Annotated in this window: 29 protein-coding genes; 27 read left to right on the forward strand and 2 right to left on the reverse strand. The window is 69.4% G+C overall.

The genetic code is table 11. The annotated features are described in order from the left end of the window. The first annotated feature begins 2 nt into the window (after window positions 1-2). The 24 genes from rplP (at window position 3) to rplQ (ending at window position 13398) form a co-directional block, all read left to right on the forward strand. On the forward strand, window positions 3-422 hold the full coding sequence (rplP, locus tag HBO46_RS03180; protein WP_153322099.1) for a 50S ribosomal protein L16: 420 nt from the start codon (window positions 3-5) through the stop codon (window positions 420-422). Beyond that, window positions 422-664, forward strand: coding sequence for a 50S ribosomal protein L29 (gene rpmC, locus HBO46_RS03185; RefSeq protein ID WP_153322100.1), 243 nt, complete (start codon window positions 422-424; stop codon window positions 662-664). Before rplP ends, rpmC begins: the two co-directional genes overlap by 1 nt. Further along, window positions 661-936 (forward strand): 30S ribosomal protein S17, encoded by a 276-nt coding sequence (gene rpsQ, locus HBO46_RS03190; protein WP_153322101.1) that lies wholly within the window; start codon window positions 661-663, stop codon window positions 934-936. Before rpmC ends, rpsQ begins: the two co-directional genes overlap by 4 nt. Before the next feature lie 97 nt (window positions 937-1033). Continuing rightward, window positions 1034-1402 (forward strand): 50S ribosomal protein L14, encoded by a 369-nt coding sequence (gene rplN, locus HBO46_RS03195; RefSeq protein ID WP_090849740.1) that lies wholly within the window; start codon window positions 1034-1036, stop codon window positions 1400-1402. Continuing rightward, window positions 1402-1767, forward strand: a complete 366-nt coding sequence (gene rplX / locus HBO46_RS03200) for a 50S ribosomal protein L24 (protein WP_166136884.1) — start codon at window positions 1402-1404, stop codon at window positions 1765-1767. Before rplN ends, rplX begins: the two co-directional genes overlap by 1 nt. Continuing rightward, complete coding sequence (gene rplE, locus HBO46_RS03205; RefSeq protein ID WP_166136882.1) at window positions 1767-2333, forward strand: 50S ribosomal protein L5; 567 nt, start codon at window positions 1767-1769, stop codon at window positions 2331-2333. Before rplX ends, rplE begins: the two co-directional genes overlap by 1 nt. Window position 2334: 1 nt before the next feature. Beyond that, complete coding sequence (locus HBO46_RS03210) at window positions 2335-2520, forward strand: type Z 30S ribosomal protein S14 (protein ID WP_011757321.1); 186 nt, start codon at window positions 2335-2337, stop codon at window positions 2518-2520. 85 nt (window positions 2521-2605) lie between these two features. After that, complete coding sequence (gene rpsH, locus HBO46_RS03215; RefSeq protein WP_153322104.1) at window positions 2606-3013, forward strand: 30S ribosomal protein S8; 408 nt, start codon at window positions 2606-2608, stop codon at window positions 3011-3013. A 28-nt stretch (window positions 3014-3041) separates the two neighbouring features. Next, window positions 3042-3581 carry a 50S ribosomal protein L6 gene (gene rplF, locus HBO46_RS03220; RefSeq protein ID WP_166136880.1) on the forward strand — a complete coding sequence of 180 codons (540 nt, stop codon included), beginning with the start codon at window positions 3042-3044 and terminating at the stop codon, window positions 3579-3581. Continuing rightward, entirely contained in the window at window positions 3581-3964 is a 384-nt protein-coding gene (gene rplR / locus HBO46_RS03225; RefSeq protein WP_166136877.1) for a 50S ribosomal protein L18, read from the forward strand. The genes rplF and rplR overlap by 1 nt, the downstream gene beginning before the upstream one ends. A 37-nt stretch (window positions 3965-4001) precedes the next feature. Then, the gene (rpsE, locus tag HBO46_RS03230) at window positions 4002-4616 is read left to right on the forward strand and encodes a 30S ribosomal protein S5 (RefSeq protein ID WP_166136874.1); all 615 of its coding nucleotides are present in this window, start codon (window positions 4002-4004) and stop codon (window positions 4614-4616) included. After that, window positions 4616-4798, forward strand: a complete 183-nt coding sequence (gene rpmD, locus HBO46_RS03235) for a 50S ribosomal protein L30 (RefSeq protein WP_122818641.1) — start codon at window positions 4616-4618, stop codon at window positions 4796-4798. The genes rpsE and rpmD overlap by 1 nt, the downstream gene beginning before the upstream one ends. 1 nt (window position 4799) lies before the next feature. After that, on the forward strand, window positions 4800-5240 hold the full coding sequence (gene rplO, locus HBO46_RS03240; RefSeq protein WP_166136872.1) for a 50S ribosomal protein L15: 441 nt from the start codon (window positions 4800-4802) through the stop codon (window positions 5238-5240). A 289-nt stretch (window positions 5241-5529) separates the two neighbouring features. Continuing rightward, window positions 5530-6825, forward strand: a complete 1296-nt coding sequence (gene secY, locus HBO46_RS03245) for a preprotein translocase subunit SecY (protein ID WP_166136869.1) — start codon at window positions 5530-5532, stop codon at window positions 6823-6825. 1 nt (window position 6826) lies between these two features. Then, window positions 6827-7402 (forward strand): adenylate kinase, encoded by a 576-nt coding sequence (locus HBO46_RS03250; protein ID WP_166136866.1) that lies wholly within the window; start codon window positions 6827-6829, stop codon window positions 7400-7402. A 16-nt stretch (window positions 7403-7418) separates the two neighbouring features. Continuing rightward, window positions 7419-8240, forward strand: coding sequence for a type I methionyl aminopeptidase (gene map, locus HBO46_RS03255; protein WP_166136863.1), 822 nt, complete (start codon window positions 7419-7421; stop codon window positions 8238-8240). Window positions 8241-8285: 45 nt separating this feature from the next. After that, window positions 8286-9332, forward strand: coding sequence for an LLM class flavin-dependent oxidoreductase (locus HBO46_RS03260; RefSeq protein WP_224769355.1), 1047 nt, complete (start codon window positions 8286-8288; stop codon window positions 9330-9332). 288 nt (window positions 9333-9620) lie between these two features. Next, window positions 9621-9842 (forward strand): translation initiation factor IF-1, encoded by a 222-nt coding sequence (gene infA / locus HBO46_RS03265; RefSeq protein WP_011757309.1) that lies wholly within the window; start codon window positions 9621-9623, stop codon window positions 9840-9842. 68 nt (window positions 9843-9910) lie between these two features. Further along, window positions 9911-10024 carry a 50S ribosomal protein L36 gene (rpmJ, locus tag HBO46_RS03270; protein ID WP_028644817.1) on the forward strand — a complete coding sequence of 38 codons (114 nt, stop codon included), beginning with the start codon at window positions 9911-9913 and terminating at the stop codon, window positions 10022-10024. Window positions 10025-10207: 183 nt separating this feature from the next. Beyond that, window positions 10208-10582 carry a 30S ribosomal protein S13 gene (rpsM, locus tag HBO46_RS03275; protein WP_153322112.1) on the forward strand — a complete coding sequence of 125 codons (375 nt, stop codon included), beginning with the start codon at window positions 10208-10210 and terminating at the stop codon, window positions 10580-10582. Between the two features lie 67 nt (window positions 10583-10649). Beyond that, complete coding sequence (gene rpsK, locus HBO46_RS03280) at window positions 10650-11057, forward strand: 30S ribosomal protein S11 (RefSeq protein ID WP_166136860.1); 408 nt, start codon at window positions 10650-10652, stop codon at window positions 11055-11057. Window positions 11058-11103: 46 nt separating this feature from the next. Then, window positions 11104-11712, forward strand: a complete 609-nt coding sequence (rpsD, locus tag HBO46_RS03285) for a 30S ribosomal protein S4 (RefSeq protein WP_166136857.1) — start codon at window positions 11104-11106, stop codon at window positions 11710-11712. A 73-nt stretch (window positions 11713-11785) separates the two neighbouring features. Further along, window positions 11786-12802: a DNA-directed RNA polymerase subunit alpha gene (locus HBO46_RS03290; protein ID WP_153322114.1), complete on the forward strand. Its 1017-nt coding sequence runs from the start codon at window positions 11786-11788 to the stop codon at window positions 12800-12802. A 74-nt stretch (window positions 12803-12876) separates the two neighbouring features. Then, window positions 12877-13398 carry a 50S ribosomal protein L17 gene (rplQ, locus tag HBO46_RS03295; protein WP_166136854.1) on the forward strand — a complete coding sequence of 174 codons (522 nt, stop codon included), beginning with the start codon at window positions 12877-12879 and terminating at the stop codon, window positions 13396-13398. A 97-nt stretch (window positions 13399-13495) separates the two neighbouring features. On the opposite strand, the gene HBO46_RS03300 is transcribed toward rplQ, so the two are convergent. Then, a complete protein-coding gene (locus tag HBO46_RS03300; RefSeq protein ID WP_207949886.1) occupies window positions 13496-14236 on the reverse strand; it encodes a DUF2786 domain-containing protein in 741 nt (246 codons plus the stop codon). Continuing rightward, entirely contained in the window at window positions 14233-14616 is a 384-nt protein-coding gene (locus HBO46_RS03305; protein WP_166136851.1) for a GntR family transcriptional regulator, read from the reverse strand. The genes HBO46_RS03300 and HBO46_RS03305 overlap by 4 nt, the downstream gene beginning before the upstream one ends. Before the next feature lie 80 nt (window positions 14617-14696). Between HBO46_RS03305 and HBO46_RS03310 the strand changes: the two genes are divergently transcribed. The 3 genes from HBO46_RS03310 to HBO46_RS03320 all read left to right on the forward strand — a co-directional run bounded on the left by HBO46_RS03310 (window position 14697) and on the right by HBO46_RS03320 (window position 17143). Next, a complete protein-coding gene (locus HBO46_RS03310) occupies window positions 14697-15629 on the forward strand; it encodes a PfkB family carbohydrate kinase (protein ID WP_224769356.1) in 933 nt (310 codons plus the stop codon). Between the two features lie 66 nt (window positions 15630-15695). After that, window positions 15696-16541, forward strand: a complete 846-nt coding sequence (gene truA, locus HBO46_RS03315) for a tRNA pseudouridine(38-40) synthase TruA (protein ID WP_166136848.1) — start codon at window positions 15696-15698, stop codon at window positions 16539-16541. Continuing rightward, window positions 16538-17143, forward strand: a complete 606-nt coding sequence (locus HBO46_RS03320; RefSeq protein WP_166136845.1) for a class I SAM-dependent methyltransferase — start codon at window positions 16538-16540, stop codon at window positions 17141-17143. Before truA ends, HBO46_RS03320 begins: the two co-directional genes overlap by 4 nt. The last annotated feature ends 4 nt before the right edge of the window (window positions 17144-17147 follow it).

A 17147-nucleotide genomic window follows, 5' to 3' on the forward strand; every position in this document is an offset into this window, starting at 1 on the left:
CCATGCTGATGCCCCGTCGTGTCAAGCACCGCAAGCAGCACCACCCGAAGCGGACCGGTGCGGCGAAGGGTGGCACGAAGCTCGCCTTCGGCGACTTCGGCATCCAGGCGGTCGAGGGCCACTACGTGACCAACCGCCAGATCGAGTCGGCGCGTATCGCGATGACCCGCCACATCAAGCGTGGTGGCAAGGTGTGGATCAACATCTACCCGGACCGCCCGCTGACCAAGAAGCCTGCCGAGACCCGCATGGGTTCCGGTAAGGGTTCGCCCGAGTGGTGGGTCGCGAACGTCAAGCCCGGTCGCGTCATGTTCGAACTCTCCGGTGTCACCGAGGACGTCGCCCGCGAGGCCATGCGCCGTGCGATGCACAAGCTCCCGATGAAGTGCCGGTTCATCTCCCGAGAGGCGGGCGACTTCTGATGGCTAACGCTCACGAGCTCGACGAGCTGAACGACGTCGACCTGGAGGCCAAGCTCCGCGAGGCCAAGGAGGAGCTGTTCAACCTCCGCTTCCAGGCCGCGACCGGTCAGCTGGAGAGCCACGGCCGCCTGCGTGCGGTCAAGAAGGACATTGCCCGGATCTACACCGTGGTGCGCGAGCGCGAGCTCGGCATCCGCTCCGCCGCGGGCAGCAACGAGTCGAACGAGGATGGTGCCGCATGAGCGAGCAGACCCCGACCGCGGACCGCAAGGCCCGCAAGGTCCGCGAGGGCCTGGTCGTCAGCGACAAGATGGACAAGACCGTGGTCGTGTCCGTCGAGGACCGCGTCAAGCACGCGCTGTACGGCAAGGTGCTCCGCAAGACCAGCAAGCTGAAGGCGCACGACGAGGCCAACGCGTGCGGCATCGGCGACCGGGTCCTCCTGATGGAGACGCGTCCGCTGTCGGCCACGAAGCGCTGGCGCGTCATCGAGATCCTCGAGAAGGCCAAGTAAGTCACTTCGCCTTCGCAGGCGAGGACCCACCCACTAGTTCGGCCAGGCTCGCGGTCCGTCGAGACCGCGAGAACCAGCTCGACAACCAGGAGAAACAATGATCCAGCAGGAGTCGCGACTCAAGGTCGCCGACAACACCGGTGCAAAGGAAATCCTCTGCATCCGTGTTCTCGGTGGCTCGGGTCGGCGCTACGCCGGCATCGGCGACGTCATCGTCGCGACCGTCAAGGACGCGATCCCCGGTGGCAATGTGAAGAAGGGTGACGTCGTCAAGGCCGTCATCGTGCGCACCGTCAAGGAGCGCCGCCGTGCCGACGGTTCGTACATCCGCTTCGACGAGAACGCGGCCGTCATTCTGAAGAACGACGGCGAGCCCCGCGGCACCCGCATCTTCGGCCCCGTGGGCCGTGAGCTGCGCGAGAAGAAGTTCATGAAGATCATCTCGCTCGCCCCGGAGGTGCTGTGATGGCCAAGGCGTCGGTCAACATCAAGAAGGGCGACACCGTCAAGGTGATCGCCGGCAAGGACAAGGGTGCCGAGGGCAAGGTCATCCAGGTGCTCCGTGAGGAGCAGCGGGTGATCGTCGAGGGCGTCAACCGCGTCAAGAAGCACACCAAGGTCGTGAACCAGGGCGGTCGCGCCGGCAACACCGGTGGCATCATCACCGCCGAGGCCCCGATCCACGTCTCGAACGTCATGCTCGTCGAGGGCGACGGCGTGACCCGCATCGGCTTCCGCCGCGACGAGGTCACCAAGCGCCGCCCGGACGGCTCGACGTACACCGCTCAGCGCAGCGTCCGCATCTCGCGCAAGACCGGCAAGGAAATCTGATGACCGAGATCCAGACGAACGCGATGCCGCGTCTGAAGACGAAGTACCGCGAGGAGATCCTCCCGGCCCTTCAGTCGGAGTTCGAGATCAAGAACGTCATGCAGGTGCCCGGCCTCGTCAAGATCGTGGTCAACATGGGTGTCGGCGAGGCTGCTCGCGACTCGAAGCTGATCGAGGGTGCGGTCAAGGACCTCACCGCGATCACCGGCCAGAAGCCGCTGGTGACCAAGGCCCGCAAGTCGATCGCCCAGTTCAAGCTGCGTGAGGGGATGCCGATCGGCGCCCACACCACGCTGCGTGGCGACCGCATGTGGGAGTTCCTGGACCGCCTGCTGTCCCTCGCGCTGCCCCGGATCCGCGACTTCCGCGGTCTTTCCCCGAAGCAGTTCGACGGTCGCGGCAACTACACCTTCGGTCTCACCGAGCAGGTCATGTTCCACGAGATCAACCAGGACAAGATCGACCGCTCGCGTGGCATGGACATCACCATCGTCACCACGGCCACCAACGACGACGAGGGTCGCGCCCTGCTGAAGAAGCTCGGCTTCCCGTTCAAGGAGAACTGACATGGCGAAGACCGCTCTCAAGGTCAAGGCCGCCCGCAAGCCCAAGTTCGCGGTGCGTGGCTACACCCGCTGCCAGCGTTGCGGCCGGCCCAAGGCCGTCTACCGCAAGTTCGGGCTCTGCCGCATCTGCCTGCGGGAAATGGCGCACCGGGGCGAGCTGCCCGGCGTGACCAAGTCCTCCTGGTGACCATTCCTCACTCAACACACAAGTCGCTGCAGGTCGCATCTGAGGTGCAGGTGCGAAACCACGGTGGAGAAAGGGCCTCACGGCCATGACGATGACTGACCCGATCGCAGACATGCTTACGCGTCTGCGCAATGCCAACCAGGCGTACCACGACTCGGTGTCCATGCCCTACAGCAAGCTCAAGCAGGGCGTTGCGGACATCCTCAAGCAGGAGGGCTACATCACCTCCTACGACGTCGTGGACGCTCCCGAGGGCGAGGTCGGCAAGACGCTGACCATCACCCTGAAGTACGGCCGCAGCCGCGAGCGTTCGATCGCCGGTGTGCGCCGCATCAGCAAGCCCGGTCTGCGGGTCTACGCCAAGCACACGGGTCTCCCGAAGGTGCTCGGCGGCCTGGGGGTCGCGATCATCTCGACCAGCCAGGGCCTGCTGACTGACCGACAGGCCAACCAGAAGGGCGTGGGTGGGGAAGTCCTCGCCTACGTCTGGTGACGACGAGACCGTAAGGAGAGAAGACAGCATGTCGCGCATTGGCAAGCTCCCCGTCCCGGTCCCGTCCGGTGTGGATGTTTCGGTCGAGGGTGCGCTCGTGACGGTCAAGGGCCCCAAGGGGACCCTGACCCACACGGTGGCAGCCCCGATCACCGTCGAGAAGGGTGATGGCGTCCTGGACGTCAAGCGCCCCGACGACGAGCGGACGAGCAAGGCCCTCCACGGCCTGACCCGCACGCTCGTCAACAACATGGTCGTCGGTGTCACCGACGGCTACGAGAAGCGTCTCGAGATCGTGGGCGTGGGTTACCGCGTCCTCCCCAAGACGCCGACCCAGGTCGAGTTCCAGCTCGGGTACTCCCACCCGATCATCTTCGACGCGCCGGAGGGCATCACCTTCGCCGTCGACGGCCCCACGAAGTTCGGCGTCCAGGGCATCGACAAGCAGCTCGTCGGTGAGGTCGCCGCCAACATCCGCAAGCTCCGCAAGCCCGAGCCGTACAAGGGCAAGGGTGTCCGGTACGCCGGCGAGAACGTCCGCCGCAAGGTCGGAAAGGCTGGTAAGTGATGGCGATCTCGCTTTCGAACAACAAGCACACGGCGTCGCGCGTCAAGTCGCGTCTGCGTCGGCAGGTCCGGGGTCGCAAGAAGATCCAGGGCACTGCCGAGCGTCCCCGCCTGGTCGTCACCCGCTCGGCCAAGCACATGTCCGCTCAGGTTGTCGACGACCTCGTCGGCAAGACCCTCGTCTCGGCGTCCACGCTCGAGGCGGACCTGCGGGCCTTCGACGGCGACAAGACCGCGAAGGCGAAGAAGGTCGGCGAGCTCGTTGCTGAGCGCGCCAAGGCGGCCGGAGTCGACGGCGTGGTCTTCGACCGCGCCGGCAACAAGTACCACGGCCGCATCGCGGCCCTGGCCGACGGCGCCCGCGAGGGCGGCCTGACCTTCTGATCGCAAGAGCTGCAAGAGAGAGAAGAGGAACAGTCTCATGAGCGGAGCCCAGCGCGGACAGCGCGGTGGCGAGCGCCGAGGCAATCGCGACGACCGTCGCGGCGGCCAGGCTGCTGACAAGACCGCCTACATCGAGCGCGTCGTTGCGATCAACCGTGTCGCCAAGGTCGTGAAGGGTGGTCGTCGCTTCAGCTTCACCGCCCTCGTGGTCGTCGGTGACGGCGACGGTCTGGTCGGCGTCGGCTACGGCAAGGCCAAGGAAGTCCCGGCAGCGATCGCCAAGGGCGTCGAGGAGGCGAAGAAGAACTTCTTCCGCGTCCCTCGCGTCCAGGGCACCATCCCGCACCCGGTGCAGGGCGAGAAGGCGGCTGGCGTCGTCATGCTGCGTCCTGCCGCCCCTGGTACCGGTGTCATCGCCGGTGGCCCGGTGCGTGCGGTGCTGGAGTGCGCCGGCATCCACGACATCCTGAGCAAGTCGCTCGGGTCGTCTAACCAGATCAACATCGTCCACGCGACCGTCGAGGCGCTGCGGATGCTGGAGGAGCCCGAGGCCGTTGCGGCCCGTCGTGGTCTTCCGGTCGAGTCCGTCGCCCCGGCCGCACTGCTCAAGGCTCGCGCCGAGGGCATCGCGGCGGCTGGGGGTGTCTCCTGATGGCCCAGCTGAAGGTCCAGCAGAACCGTGGCCTCGTCGGTCTGAAGAAGAACCAGCGGGAGACCCTGCGCACGCTCGGTCTCAAGCGCATCGGCGACGTGGTCGTCAAGGAAGACCGGCCGGAGATCCGCGGCATGGTCAACACGGTCCGTCACCTGGTGACGGTCGAGGAGGTCGACTGACATGACGCTCAAGCTGCACCACCTGCGTCCGGCCCCCGGAGCCAAGACCGCCAAGACCCGCGTGGGTCGTGGTGAGGCCTCCAAGGGCAAGACCTCGGGCCGCGGTACCAAGGGCACCAAGGCTCGCTACCAGGTTCCGGTCGCCTTCGAGGGTGGCCAGATGCCGATCCACATGCGGCTCCCCAAGCTGAAGGGGTTCAAGAACCCCTTCAAGGTGGAGTTCCAGGTCGTCAACCTCGACAAGCTCAACGAGCTCTTCCCCGAGGGTGGCACCGTCACCGTCGAGGACCTCGTCGCGCGTGGCGCGGTCCGCAAGGGCCAGCCTGTCAAGGTGCTCGGCCAGGGCGAGATCTCGGTGAAGGTCGACGTGAGCGCCCAGGCGTTCTCGGCTTCGGCCAAGACCAAGATCGAGTCGGCCGGCGGAACCACCTCGCTCGTCTGACACGTTGTCGCACACCAGGGCGCGGTCGGGCTGCTCTCAGCAGCCGGGCCGCGCCCTGTGCGTTCCTCCTGCCTCGCCCCGGGCCCCGCGCCTGGTGGGGGCCTAGGCGAGGCGGAGCACAGGTAGACCAGATCCACCCGCACCACCGTCAGAGCGTCCACATCGCGGAGAACCTCCGAGAAGAGCGCCGCCGACCGCATCTCCATGTACGTCCCCTGTTAGGCTTCGCGGGGCTTCCCGCCGGTAGTGCAGGGGCCCTGATCTTTTGCAGAGGAAAGAGGATCGTCTCGTGCTAGGCGCGTTCGCCAACGCTTTCCGGACACCGGACCTGCGGCGCAAGCTGCTGTTCGTCCTGGGAGTCGTCGTGATCTTCCGGGCCGGCTCCCAGATCCCCGCACCGGGTGTCCACGTCGCCAATGTGCAGACGTGCATCAGCCAGGTCGAGGACAGCAGCCTCTACAGCCTGATCAACCTCTTCTCCGGCGGAGCACTGCTCCAGCTGACCATCTTCGCGCTGGGCATCATGCCCTACATCACCGCCAGCATCATCCTGCAGCTGCTCGTCGTGGTCATCCCGCGGCTCGAGGCGCTGAAGAAGGAGGGCCAGGCGGGCCAGACGAAGATCACGCAGTACACCCGCTACCTCACCCTCGGCCTCGCGGTCCTCCAGGCGACCGGAATCGTGGCGCTCGCCCGGTCCAAGAACCTGTTGCAGGGCTGCACGCTGCCGCTGCTGCACAGCGACTCCACCACCGCGTTCCTGGTCCTGGTCATCACCATGACCGCCGGCACCGCCGTGATCATGTGGCTCGGCGAGCTGATCACCGACCGCGGCATCGGCAACGGCATGTCGATCCTGATCTTCTGCCAGGTCGTCGCGACCTTCCCGGCCGCGCTCTGGCAGGTCGGCAAGGCGCAGGGCTGGTGGGTCTTCGGCGTCGTGCTCGCGGTCGGACTCGTGATCGTGGCCGCGGTCATCTTCATCGAACAGGCGCAGCGCCGCATCCCGGTGCAGTACGCCCGGCGGATGGTGGGCCGCAAGATGTTCGGCGGCAGCTCCACCTACATCCCGCTGAAGGTCAACCAGGCCGGCATCATCCCGGTCATCTTCGCCTCCTCGCTGCTGTACCTGCCGGCGATGGCGGTGCAGTTCAACCAGAACAGCAGCGCGGGCTGGGTCAGCTTCCTCGGCGACTACTTCGTCGACGGCGGCCACCCGCTCTACATGGCGACCTTCTTCCTCCTCATCGTCTTCTTCACCTACTTCTACGTGTCGATCACCTTCAACCCGCACGAGGTGGCCGACAACATGAAGAAGTACGGCGGCTTCATCCCCGGGATCCGGGCGGGGAAGCCGACCGAGGACTACCTGTCCTACGTCCTGTCCCGCATCACCCTGCCGGGCGCGCTCTATCTCGGAATCATCTCCCTGATCCCGTTGATCGCGCTGGTTCTCATCGACGCGAACCAGAACTTCCCCTTCGGAGGCACGTCCATCCTCATCATGGTCGGCGTCGCCCTCGACACGGTGAAGCAGATCGAGAGCCAGCTCCAGCAGCGCAACTACGAAGGATTCCTGCGCTGAAATGCGACTGATCATCATGGGCCCGCCCGGAGCCGGTAAGGGCACTCAGGCCACCTACATCGCCGAGCACTTCGGCATCCCCGCGATCTCGACCGGGGACATCTTCCGGCGCAACGTCTCGGCGGGCACCCCCCTCGGCATCGAGGCCAAGCGCTACATGGACGCCGGCGAGTACGTTCCGGACGAGGTCACCAACCTCATGGTCCGCAACCGCATCGACGAGGACGACGCCCAGCCGGGCTTCCTGCTCGACGGCTACCCGCGCACGCTCGCCCAGGTCGAGGAGCTCGACGGGATGATCCTGCACACCGGGCACCAGCTCGACGCGGTCGCCGTACTCACCGTCGACCAGGACGAGATCGTCAGCCGCCTGCTGCAGCGCGCGCAGGTCGAGGGTCGCGCCGACGACACCGAAGACGTCATCCGGCGTCGCCAGGAGGTGTACGCCGAGCAGACCGAGCCGCTGATCGAGGTCTACCGCGCCCGCGGCATCCTGCGTGAGGTCGACGGCATGGGCGAGGTCGCCGAGGTGACCCGTCGTCTGTTCGCCGCGCTCGACGAGATCCAGCAGAGCTGAGCGGAACCGGCTGCTGATGGGCTTCCTCGACCGTGGTCTGGAGATCAAGACCCCTGAGCAGATCGACGTGATGCGTCGAGCCGGCCTGGTCGTCGGCCGGACCCTGGAGCTCCTCCGCTCCTCGGTCCGGGCCGGCGTGACCACCGCCGAGCTCGACGCCGTCGCGGAGGACTCGATCCGCAGCGCCGGTGCGACGCCGTCGTTCCTGGGCTACCACGGGTTCCCGGCCTCGATCTGCGCCTCCGTCAACGACGAGGTCGTGCACGGGATCCCCGGGTCCCGAGTGCTCGCCGAGGGCGACGTCATCTCCATCGACTGCGGCGCGATCGTGGACGGCTGGCACGGCGACGCCGCGATCACCGTCGCGGTGGGGGAGGTGCCCGCCGAGGTCACCGAGCTGATGCGGGTGACCGAGGAGGCCATGTGGCGCGGCATCGGCGCCGCCCGCCTCGGGGGTCGGGTCACCGACATCTCCCACGCCATCGAGACCCATGTGCGCAGCCAGGGCAGCTACGGCATCCTCGAGGACTACGTGGGCCACGGCATCGGCTCGCAGATGCACCTGCCGCCGAACGTGCCCAACTTCGGCCGCGCCGGCCGCGGGCCCAAGCTCGTGCGCGGGCTCGCGCTGGCGGTCGAGCCGATGATCACCCTCGGCACCAAGGACACCGACGTGCTCGAGGACGAGTGGACGGTCGTCACCACCGACGGCGCCTGGGCGGCGCACTTCGAGCACACCTTCACCCTGACCTCGGAGGGGGCGTGGGTGCTCACCGCCCTCGACGGCGGCCGCGCCGCGCTCGCCGAGCTCGGCGTGCCGTACGGCGGACGCGACTAGAGCCAGCTCGCGGAATAGCGCGCTGCTGCGGCGGGTTGTCCGGGGGTGAGTGCTCCCCGTCTGACCCTGTCCGTGCTCGACCTGGTGCCCGTCCGTGGAGACCAGTCCTCCGCCGACGCGGTGGCCGCGAGCATCGCGCTCGCGCGCACCGCCGACGACCTCGGCTACGAGAGGTACTGGGTCGCCGAGCACCACAACATGCCGGCAGTCGCCGCGACCAACCCGCCGGTGCTCATCGGCGTGATCGCCGGTGCGACCCGGCGCATCCGCGTCGGCTCCGGCGGCGTGATGCTCCCCAACCACGCCCCGCTGGTCATCGCCGAGCAGTTCGCGCTGCTCGAGGCGGCGTACCCCGGGCGCATCGACCTGGGAATCGGCCGGGCCCCGGGCACCGACCCGGTCACCTCGTGGGCGCTGCGCCACGGCGCCGGGGGAGTGAGCGACGAGGCGGTCTCCCGCTTCCCCGAGTACGTCGACAACGTGCTCGCGATGATGGACACCTCCGGCGTCGGGCTCTCGGTGCAGGGCCGGACCCACGTGCTGCACGCGACGCCAGCGGCCACCTCGGTGCCGACGATCTGGCTGCTCGGGTCCTCGGACTACTCCGCCCGGCTGGCGGCCGAGAAGGGCCTGCCCTACGTCTTCGCCCACCACTTCGCCGGCACGGGTACCGCGCAGGCCCTCGAGCTGTACCGCACCGGCTTCCGTCCCTCGCCCGAGCTCGACGCGCCGCGCACGTTCCTCACCGTGAACGCCTCGGTCGCCGAGAACGCGGAGGAGGCCCACCGGCTCGCGCTGCCGCAGCTGCAGATGATGCTCGCGCTGCGCACCGGCCAGCCGCTCTCGGCCCAGGTGAGCGTGGAGGAGGCCGAGAAGGTCGTGCTGCCGGAGTCCCACCAGCAGCTGCTCGACGCGATGGCCGCGCGCTGGGTGATCGGCGAGCCCGAGACGGCCCGGCGCCGCCTGGCCGAGCTCGCCGAGGAGCACGGCGTCGACGAGGTGATGGTGAACCCGGTCGCGGCCGCCCACGAGGGCACGGACCCGGCCGCCGCCCCGGCCCGCGAGACCACGCTGCGTCTGCTCGCCGGCTGAGCCTCGGTGAGCGTCGTCGGCACGGATTCGTCTTTCGTCCGGCGCTTTGACTAGACTGGCGTGTCGGCCCAACGTGGGTCTGCTGTCTGGTGCCTCGTGGCTGCCCGTGCGGTGTCACATCGTTCCTCGTGAACGGTGCGGCCTGTCCGGCTAGAGGACCAGGGAGCGGCCACACGAGGTCCACCCGCGACACCCGTCGTGGGAGGTTCCCGGGCCACCCGGAGGCGGTCCCATGACCGTCACCGGTGCACAGAGCGGTAGACACCAGCACTACAGATTGTGGAGGACATGCCGAAGAAAGAAGGCGTGATCGAGATCGAGGGCACCGTCGTGGAGGCCCTGCCGAATGCCATGTTCCGCGTCGAGCTGAGCAATGGCCACAAGGTTCTCGCCCACATCAGCGGGAAGATGCGTCAGCACTACATCCGGATCCTCCCCGAGGACCGCGTGGTGGTGGAGCTCTCCCCGTACGACCTCACTCGAGGTCGCATCGTCTACCGGTACAAGTGAGCCTCGTCCACTGATCGTGGCGGGCTCGCTGTGCGAACCAGCGCAGCCGATACCGGAAAGGACCTCACATGAAGGTCAAGCCCAGCGTCAAGGCCATCTGTGACAAGTGCAAGGTGATCCGTCGCCACGGCCGAGTCATGGTGATCTGCGAGAACCCGCGTCACAAGCAGCGGCAGGGCTGAGGGTTCGTCCCTCTCGCACCACCTCACAACTGAACATCACTACGTGACCGCTACGCGGCCCGACCGGATCCTCAGGTCAGCCGTCAGCCACCTCCGGAGCAGTGGGCCGGAGCCCCGTCGACGAGGGCGGGGGCGCGGCACGACCAGAAACCTCTGCGAACAACCGAAGGGACAACGCCAGACATGGCACGCCTCGTTGGTGTGGACCTCCCGCGTGACAAGCGCATCGAGATCGCACTCACCTACATCTACGGCATCGGCCGTACCTCTGCTCAGAACCTCCTGGCCGAGACGGGTGTCAACCCGAACCTCCGCGTCCACGAGCTGGGCGACGAAGAGCTGGTCAAGCTCCGCGACGCCATCGAAGCCAACCACAAGATCGAGGGTGACCTCCGTCGCGAGGTCCAGGCCGACATCCGTCGCAAGATCGAGATCGGCAGCTACCAGGGCCGCCGCCACCGCATGGGTCTTCCCGTCCGTGGCCAGCGCACCAAGACCAACGCTCGTACCCGCAAGGGCCCGAAGCGCACGGTTGCCGGCAAGAAGAAGGCCAAGTGACGTTCCGCCTCACGGCGAACCACTGATCTTCAGCACACCCAGACCAGCTACTTCCAGGAGATTCTGAATGCCTCCCAAGAGCCGCAACGCGGCTGGCGCCAAGAAGGTGCGCCGCAAGGAGAAGAAGAACGTCGCTCAGGGCGAAGCCCACATCAAGAGCACGTTCAACAACACCATCGTGACCATCACCGACCCCACCGGTGCGGTCATCTCGTGGGCCTCTGCCGGCACCGTCGGCTTCAAGGGCTCGCGCAAGTCCACCCCGTTCGCCGCGCAGATGGCAGCCGAGGCTGCTGGTCGCCGGGCGATGGAGCACGGGATGAAGAAGATCGACGTCTTCGTGAAGGGCCCGGGCTCGGGTCGCGAGACGGCGATCCGTTCGCTGGGTGCCATCGGCCTCGAGGTCGGCACCATCCAGGACGTCACCCCCACGCCCCACAACGGATGCCGGCCGCCCAAGCGCCGTCGCGTCTGAGCCCCGACACCACACGACCAGCAGAGACTTAAGGAGTCATTGAGTTATGGCCCGTTACACCGGCCCCATGACCAAGAAGTCGCGCCGTCTCGGTGTCGACCTCGTTGGTGGCGACCAGGCGTTCGAGCGTCGTCCCTACGCGCCCGGCCAGCACGGCCGTGCCCGCGTCAAGGAGAGCGAGTACCGCTCGCAGCTGCAGGAGAAGCAGAAGGCCCGCTTCACCTACGGCGTCCTTGAGAAGCAGTTCCACAACTACTACGTCGAGGCATCGCGTCGTTCGGGCAAGACCGGCGACAACCTGCTCCAGCTGCTGGAGTGCCGCCTCGACAACGTGGTCTACCGTGCCGGGTTCGCCCGCACGCGTCGCCACGCCCGTCAGCTCGTCGTGCACGGCCACTTCCTGGTCAACGGCAAGAAGGTCGACATCCCGTCGTACCAGGTGTCGCAGTACGACGTGATCGACGTGCGCGAGAAGTCCCTCGAGATGACCCCGTTCATCGTGGCTCGTGAGACCCACGGCGAGCGCGTGGTTCCCGCGTGGCTCGAGGCGATTCCGTCTCGCATGCGGGTGCTGGTCCACCAGCTCCCCGTCCGGGCGCAGATCGACCTCCCGGTGCAGGAGCAGCTCATCGTCGAGTTCTACTCGAAGAAGTAACTCCTCCACCCTTCCGTCACTCAGCACGTTCGGGCCCGTCAAATAGCGGGTGGGCCCGGAAAGGACACCACCAGTGCTTATCGCACAGCGCCCCACCCTGTCGGAAGAGACCGTCGACGAGTTCCGTTCGCGGTTCGTGATCGAGCCGCTGGAGCCTGGCTTCGGCTACACCCTCGGCAACTCGCTGCGCCGTACCCTGCTGTCGTCGATCCCTGGTGCCTCGGTCACGAGCATCAAGGTCGACGGGGTGCTGCACGAGTTCTCCACCGTCGAGGGCGTCAAGGAGGATCTCACCGAGATCATCCTCAACCTCAAGGCCCTGGTCGTCTCCTCCGAGCACGACGAGCCGGTCACCATGTACCTGCGCAAGTCGGGCTCCGGCGACGTCACCGCGGCGGACATCACCCCGCCGGCCGGTGTCGAGGTCCACAACCCCGACCTCAAGATCGCCACGCTGTCCGACAAGGGCAAGCTGGAGATGGAGCTGGTCGTCGAGCGTGGTCGCGGCTACGTCTCCGCCGTCCAGAACAAGGGTGCCGACAACGAGATCGGCCGGATCCCGGTCGACTCGATCTACAGCCCCGTGCTGAAGGTGACCTACAAGGTCGAGGCCACGCGTGTCGAGCAGCGCACCGACTTCGACAAGCTCGTCATCGACGTGGAGACCAAGCCGTCGATCCGTCCCCGCGACGCGATCGCCTCGGCGGGCAAGACCCTGGTCGAGCTCTTCGGCCTGGCGCGTGAGCTGAACGTCGAGGCCGAGGGCATCGACATCGGCCCCTCGCCGGTCGACGAGCAGCTGGCCGCGGACCTCGCCCTCCCGGTCGAGGACCTCCAGCTGACCGTCCGCTCCTACAACTGCCTCAAGCGCGAGGGCATCCACACCGTGGGTGAGCTCATCAGCCGCTCGGAGCAGGACCTGCTCGACATCCGCAACTTCGGTGCGAAGTCGATCGACGAGGTCAAGGCCAAGCTGGTCGAGATGGGCCTGTCCCTCAAGGACAGCGCGCCCGGCTTCGACCCGCACGCCGCCCTGGCGGCGTACGGCGACGACGACGACGACACCTTCGTCGAGGACGAGCAGTACTGACCCACTGACCGGCGGCGCCTGCCGCCGGCCTACTACCCCGGTACCTCGTACGGCCGGGGAGGAACGAGAGAGACATGCCGAAGCCCACCAAGGGCGCCCGCCTCGGCGGCAGCCCGGCGCACCAGCGCCTGATCCTGGCGAACCTGGCCACCCAGCTCTTCGAGCACGGCCGGATCACCACGACCGAGTCGCGGGCGCGTGCGCTGCGTCCGCACGCGGAGAAGCTGATCACCAAGGCGAAGAAGGGTGACATCCACAACCGTCGCGAGGTCCTCAAGACCATCCGCGACAAGGGTGTCGTGCACCACCTCTTCACCGAGATCGCGCCGACCTTCGCCGAGCGTCCGGGTGGCTACACCCGGATCACGAAGCTCAACCCCCGCAAGGGCGACAACGCCCCCATGGCGGTCATCGAGCTCGTGACCGAGGCGTACGCCCCGGCCGCTCCCCGGACCAAGGCTGCTCCGGCCGCCCCGGTCGCCGAGGAGACGCCGGTCGAGGAGACCACCGTCGAGGAGACCCCCGCTGCTGCGGAGGAGACCCCCGCCGAGGTCACCGAGGACGCTCCGGCTGCCGAGGACGAGAACAAGGCCTGAGCACCCGCTCACGCCGCACCGGCCCGCTGCCCCTTCGGGGGTGGCGGGCCGGTGTCAGTTCCCGGGGCCAGTTCCCGGGGCCGGCGTCGGCCGGGGACTAGCGGGGGAGGGGGCGCGGCGCGCGGGGCATCCGCCGGGCGCCCAGGTCGGCGCGCTGACCGGCCGCCCAGCCGTCGGCCTCGCCCGAGCCGGAGAGCGAGCGGGCCCGGGCCGGCCTGGCCTGCGGATAGGCCGTCTCCACCGCACCGCGGACCAGCTCGCTGCGGTCGGCGAGCACCAGGGTCGCCCCGCCGCCTCCCGCCGCGCGGTGGTCGTGGGCGTCGGCCTCCTGGCGCGCGCGGTCCTCGGCCTCCTCCAGGCGTCGGCCGACGGCGAGACGGAAGCCGGCCAGCCACGAGCGCCGGAACGCCGCGGCGTGCTCGCCGGGCGGCACCGGGGTGCGCAGCAGCCCGGTCGCGGACTGCAGCAGCAGGCTGGTCCAGATGATCTCGGCGCGCTCGAGGTCGCTGCGGTGGCCGAAGACGTGCAGGGAGATGTCCTTGCCCCCGGCGGTGCGGCGGGTGCGCATCACCACCCGGCAGCGCAGCGCGGTCGCCACCGTGGCCAGCAGGTCGGCCTTGTCGGCGGCGTACGGCGCCTCGACGCCGACGACCAGGTCCCCGACCGGGTCGGAGCCGGGCTCGCCGCGCGCGAGCAGCGCGGCGTCCACGCCGTACGCCGCGACCAGCGCAGCGGCCTTCGCGGTGTAGATCTCGGCCTCGTGCTCGGTGGCGGCCGGGTCCTCGGCCTTGGCCAGCAGCTTGCGGACCTTGGCGAGGATCGGGTGCTCCTCGCTCACGCGCCCCAGCCGTCCTCGACCAGGCGCACGGCCTCGGCGCGGGTCAGGCCGAGCCGGCGGGCCTGCGCGACGTAGTCGGCGGCGGCCCGGTGCGCGGCGCCCGACCCGGCGGCGGCACCGGACGCCACGAAGGTGCCGCGGCGGCCCTCGGTGACCACGACGCCGTCGGTCTCGAGCTCGCGGTAGGCCCGCGCGACGGTGTTCGCGGCGATCCCGAGCTCGGTGGCCAGCGCACGGACGGTCGGGAGCCGGGTGCCGGCGGGCAGGTCGCCGGACGCGGCGCGGGTGGCCAGCTGGGCGCGCAGCTGCTCGTACGGAGCGTCGGGGGAGTCGGGGTCGAGCGGGTGGACCACGGCGTTGGTCGGCTGGCTGGGCGACATGGGGGCACGCTAGTCGGCCGCGCCCCCGGTGAGGTGAGGAGGGCGGCGGGCCTGTGGAGACGGCATGGTAGGCAGGAGTCATGGAACCGGACGGTGACCTGCTGGTCGTGGGTGAGTCCCTGGTCGACGTGGTGGAGGGTGCCGACGGCGCCCGCCGCGAGCACGCCGGGGGGAGCGCGGCCAACGTCGCGGTGGCCCTGGCGCGCCTGGACCGCCCGGTGCGCTTGGCGACGGCGTTGGCCGATGACCGCAACGGCGCGATCGTGGCGACGTACCTCGGCCGCGACCGGGTGTCGCTCGCGGCCGATCCCGAGACCATCGAGCGCACCGCGAGCGCACGGGCGGTGCTCGGCGCGGACGGGGCCGCGCGCTACGAGTTCGACCTCGAGTGGGTGCTGTCCCCGGTGCCGGCCGCGCCGGTCCCGCTGGCGGTGCACGCCTGCTCGCTGGGCGCCGTGGTCGCGCCGGGGGCCGAGGAGGTCCTCGCGACACTGCGCCGGTTCCGCGGCGCGGCGCTGACCAGCTATGACGTCAACGCGCGCCCCGCGTTCACCGGGACCGGCCCGGACCTGGCCGCCGCGGTGGAGCGGGTGGCCGCCGAGGCCGACCTGGTCAAGGCCAGCGACGAGGACCTGGCCGCCGTCTACCCGGACCTCGACGAGGAGCAGGCGGTCGAGCGGCTGCTCGGTCTCGGCCCGGTGGCGCTCGTGGTGACCCGGGGCGCCGACGGCGCGACGTGGTACGCCGCGGGGCGCGGGCGCCCGGCCTCGGTCGCGGCGCCGAGCGTGCAGGTGGCCGACACGATCGCGGCGGGCGACACCTTCTCCGCGGCGCTGCTCGACGCGCTGTGGGCGCGCGGGCTGGTGGGTCCCGGCGCCGCCGAGCGGATCGCCGCGCTGCCGCGGCGCACCCGCGCCAAGCTGCTCACCCACGCCGTGCGCGCCGGGGCGCTCGCGACCACGCGGCCGGGTGCGGACCCGCCGTACCGCGCCGAGGTGGGCAGCGCCGGCTGACGCGCGGCGGTGCGGCTCCGGGAGGGGGCGACCTGAGCGTGCGGGTGCTCGGTGCAGCCTGAGAGGATGAGCGTCGTGCGGATCCGGATCGACCTCGCCTACGACGGCACCGACTTCCACGGCTGGGCGACCCAGCCGGGGCTGCGCACGGTGCAGGGTGAGCTGACCACGGCCCTGGAGACGTCGCTGCGCCTGGACCAGGTCCGCGTGGTGTGCGCCGGGCGCACCGACACCGGTGTGCACGCCCGTGGCCAGGTCGCCCACCTCGACGTGCCCGACGACGTGCTGGCCGCCTCGGTCGGGCGCTCGAAGGACCCCGCGCCGCTGGCGCTGGTGCGCCGCCTCAACGGCATCCTGCCGCCCGACATCCGGGTCCGACGCGTGCGCGAGGTCTCCGCGGCGTTCGACGCGCGGTTCTCGGCGCTGTGGCGCCGCTACGTCTACCGCGTCGCCGACCGGGTCGAGTCGCTCGACCCGCTCACGCGCCACCACGTCGTCGCCTGGTCGCGGCCCCTCGACGTCGAGGTGATGCGCGAGGCCTCCGCGTTGCTGGTCGGCCACCACGACTTCGCATCATTCTGCCGCCAGCGCGAGGGCGCGACGACCGTGCGGGTGCTCGAGCACTTCGACTGGGAGCGCCGCGACGACGGCGTGCTGGAGGCGACGGTGCGCGCCGACGCGTTCTGCCACAGCCAGGTGCGCGCGATGGTGGGCTGCGTGCTGGCCGTCGGCGAGGGCCGGCGCCCGGCGGCGTGGGCCACGGAGGTGCTGGCCGCGCGCCGGCGCCATCCGGCGGTGACGGTCGCGCACGCCCACGGCCTGACCCTGGAGGAGGTCGGCTACCCGGTCGACGACGAGCTGGCGGCGCGCGCCGAGATGACCCGCGCCCGACGGGAGGCGGTCGACGCATGAGCACCGACGACGAGCACTACTTCAGCGCCGACCCGACGGTCGCCTTCACCCGCAAGCCGGTGGTGGCCGAGGTGTGGGGCCGCGAGCTGCGGCTGACCAGCGGCAGCGGCGTCTTCGCCCAGGGCCGTCTCGACGTCGGCACCGCGGTGCTGTTCCGCGAGACCGAGCCGCCCGCGCCCGGCCGGGTCCTCGACCTCGGCTGCGGCTACGGCGTGATCGGCCTCGCCGTCGCCGCGGTGGTCCCGGACGCGGTGGTCACGGCCGTCGACGTCAACGAGCGCGCGGTGCTGCTGGCCAACGAGAACGCCGCCGCCCTCGAGGTCGCCGACCGCTACCGGGCGCTGACCCCGGACGCGGTCGACCCCGACGAGACCTACGACGAGATCTGGTCCAACCCGCCCATCCGGATCGGCAAGGAGGCGCTGCACGCGCTGCTGCTGACCTGGTTCCCGCGGCTCGCGCCGGGCGGGCGCGCGGTGATGGTGGTCGGCAAGAACCTCGGCGGCGACTCGTTGCAGCGCTGGCTGGGGGAGCAGGGCTACCCGACGACCCGGCTGGCCAGCGCCAAGGGGTTCCGGGTGCTGGAGTCGCGGCGCGCCTGACGCC

The organism is Nocardioides ochotonae, from assembly GCF_011420305.2.
In the GTDB taxonomy this organism is placed as follows: Bacteria; Actinomycetota; Actinomycetes; order Propionibacteriales; family Nocardioidaceae; genus Nocardioides; species Nocardioides ochotonae.

Coding starts and splice junctions, on each gene's coding strand:
- rplP (WP_153322099.1), top strand. CDS start 3: ATGCTGATGCCCCGTCGTGTCAAGCACCGCAAGCAGCACCACCCGAAG.
- rpmC (WP_153322100.1), top strand. CDS start 422: ATGGCTAACGCTCACGAGCTCGACGAGCTGAACGACGTCGACCTGGAG.
- rpsQ (WP_153322101.1), top strand. CDS start 661: ATGAGCGAGCAGACCCCGACCGCGGACCGCAAGGCCCGCAAGGTCCGC.
- rplN (WP_090849740.1), top strand. CDS start 1,034: ATGATCCAGCAGGAGTCGCGACTCAAGGTCGCCGACAACACCGGTGCA.
- rplX (WP_166136884.1), top strand. CDS start 1,402: ATGGCCAAGGCGTCGGTCAACATCAAGAAGGGCGACACCGTCAAGGTG.
- rplE (WP_166136882.1), top strand. CDS start 1,767: ATGACCGAGATCCAGACGAACGCGATGCCGCGTCTGAAGACGAAGTAC.
- HBO46_RS03210 (WP_011757321.1), top strand. CDS start 2,335: ATGGCGAAGACCGCTCTCAAGGTCAAGGCCGCCCGCAAGCCCAAGTTC.
- rpsH (WP_153322104.1), top strand. CDS start 2,606: ATGACGATGACTGACCCGATCGCAGACATGCTTACGCGTCTGCGCAAT.
- rplF (WP_166136880.1), top strand. CDS start 3,042: ATGTCGCGCATTGGCAAGCTCCCCGTCCCGGTCCCGTCCGGTGTGGAT.
- rplR (WP_166136877.1), top strand. CDS start 3,581: ATGGCGATCTCGCTTTCGAACAACAAGCACACGGCGTCGCGCGTCAAG.
- rpsE (WP_166136874.1), top strand. CDS start 4,002: ATGAGCGGAGCCCAGCGCGGACAGCGCGGTGGCGAGCGCCGAGGCAAT.
- rpmD (WP_122818641.1), top strand. CDS start 4,616: ATGGCCCAGCTGAAGGTCCAGCAGAACCGTGGCCTCGTCGGTCTGAAG.
- rplO (WP_166136872.1), top strand. CDS start 4,800: ATGACGCTCAAGCTGCACCACCTGCGTCCGGCCCCCGGAGCCAAGACC.
- HBO46_RS03250 (WP_166136866.1), top strand. CDS start 6,827: ATGCGACTGATCATCATGGGCCCGCCCGGAGCCGGTAAGGGCACTCAG.
- map (WP_166136863.1), top strand. CDS start 7,419: ATGGGCTTCCTCGACCGTGGTCTGGAGATCAAGACCCCTGAGCAGATC.
- infA (WP_011757309.1), top strand. CDS start 9,621: ATGCCGAAGAAAGAAGGCGTGATCGAGATCGAGGGCACCGTCGTGGAG.
- rpmJ (WP_028644817.1), top strand. CDS start 9,911: ATGAAGGTCAAGCCCAGCGTCAAGGCCATCTGTGACAAGTGCAAGGTG.
- rpsM (WP_153322112.1), top strand. CDS start 10,208: ATGGCACGCCTCGTTGGTGTGGACCTCCCGCGTGACAAGCGCATCGAG.
- rpsK (WP_166136860.1), top strand. CDS start 10,650: ATGCCTCCCAAGAGCCGCAACGCGGCTGGCGCCAAGAAGGTGCGCCGC.
- rpsD (WP_166136857.1), top strand. CDS start 11,104: ATGGCCCGTTACACCGGCCCCATGACCAAGAAGTCGCGCCGTCTCGGT.
- rplQ (WP_166136854.1), top strand. CDS start 12,877: ATGCCGAAGCCCACCAAGGGCGCCCGCCTCGGCGGCAGCCCGGCGCAC.
- HBO46_RS03305 (WP_166136851.1), bottom strand. CDS start 14,616: ATGTCGCCCAGCCAGCCGACCAACGCCGTGGTCCACCCGCTCGACCCC.
- HBO46_RS03310 (WP_224769356.1), top strand. CDS start 14,697: ATGGAACCGGACGGTGACCTGCTGGTCGTGGGTGAGTCCCTGGTCGAC.
- truA (WP_166136848.1), top strand. CDS start 15,696: ATGAGCGTCGTGCGGATCCGGATCGACCTCGCCTACGACGGCACCGAC.
- HBO46_RS03320 (WP_166136845.1), top strand. CDS start 16,538: ATGAGCACCGACGACGAGCACTACTTCAGCGCCGACCCGACGGTCGCC.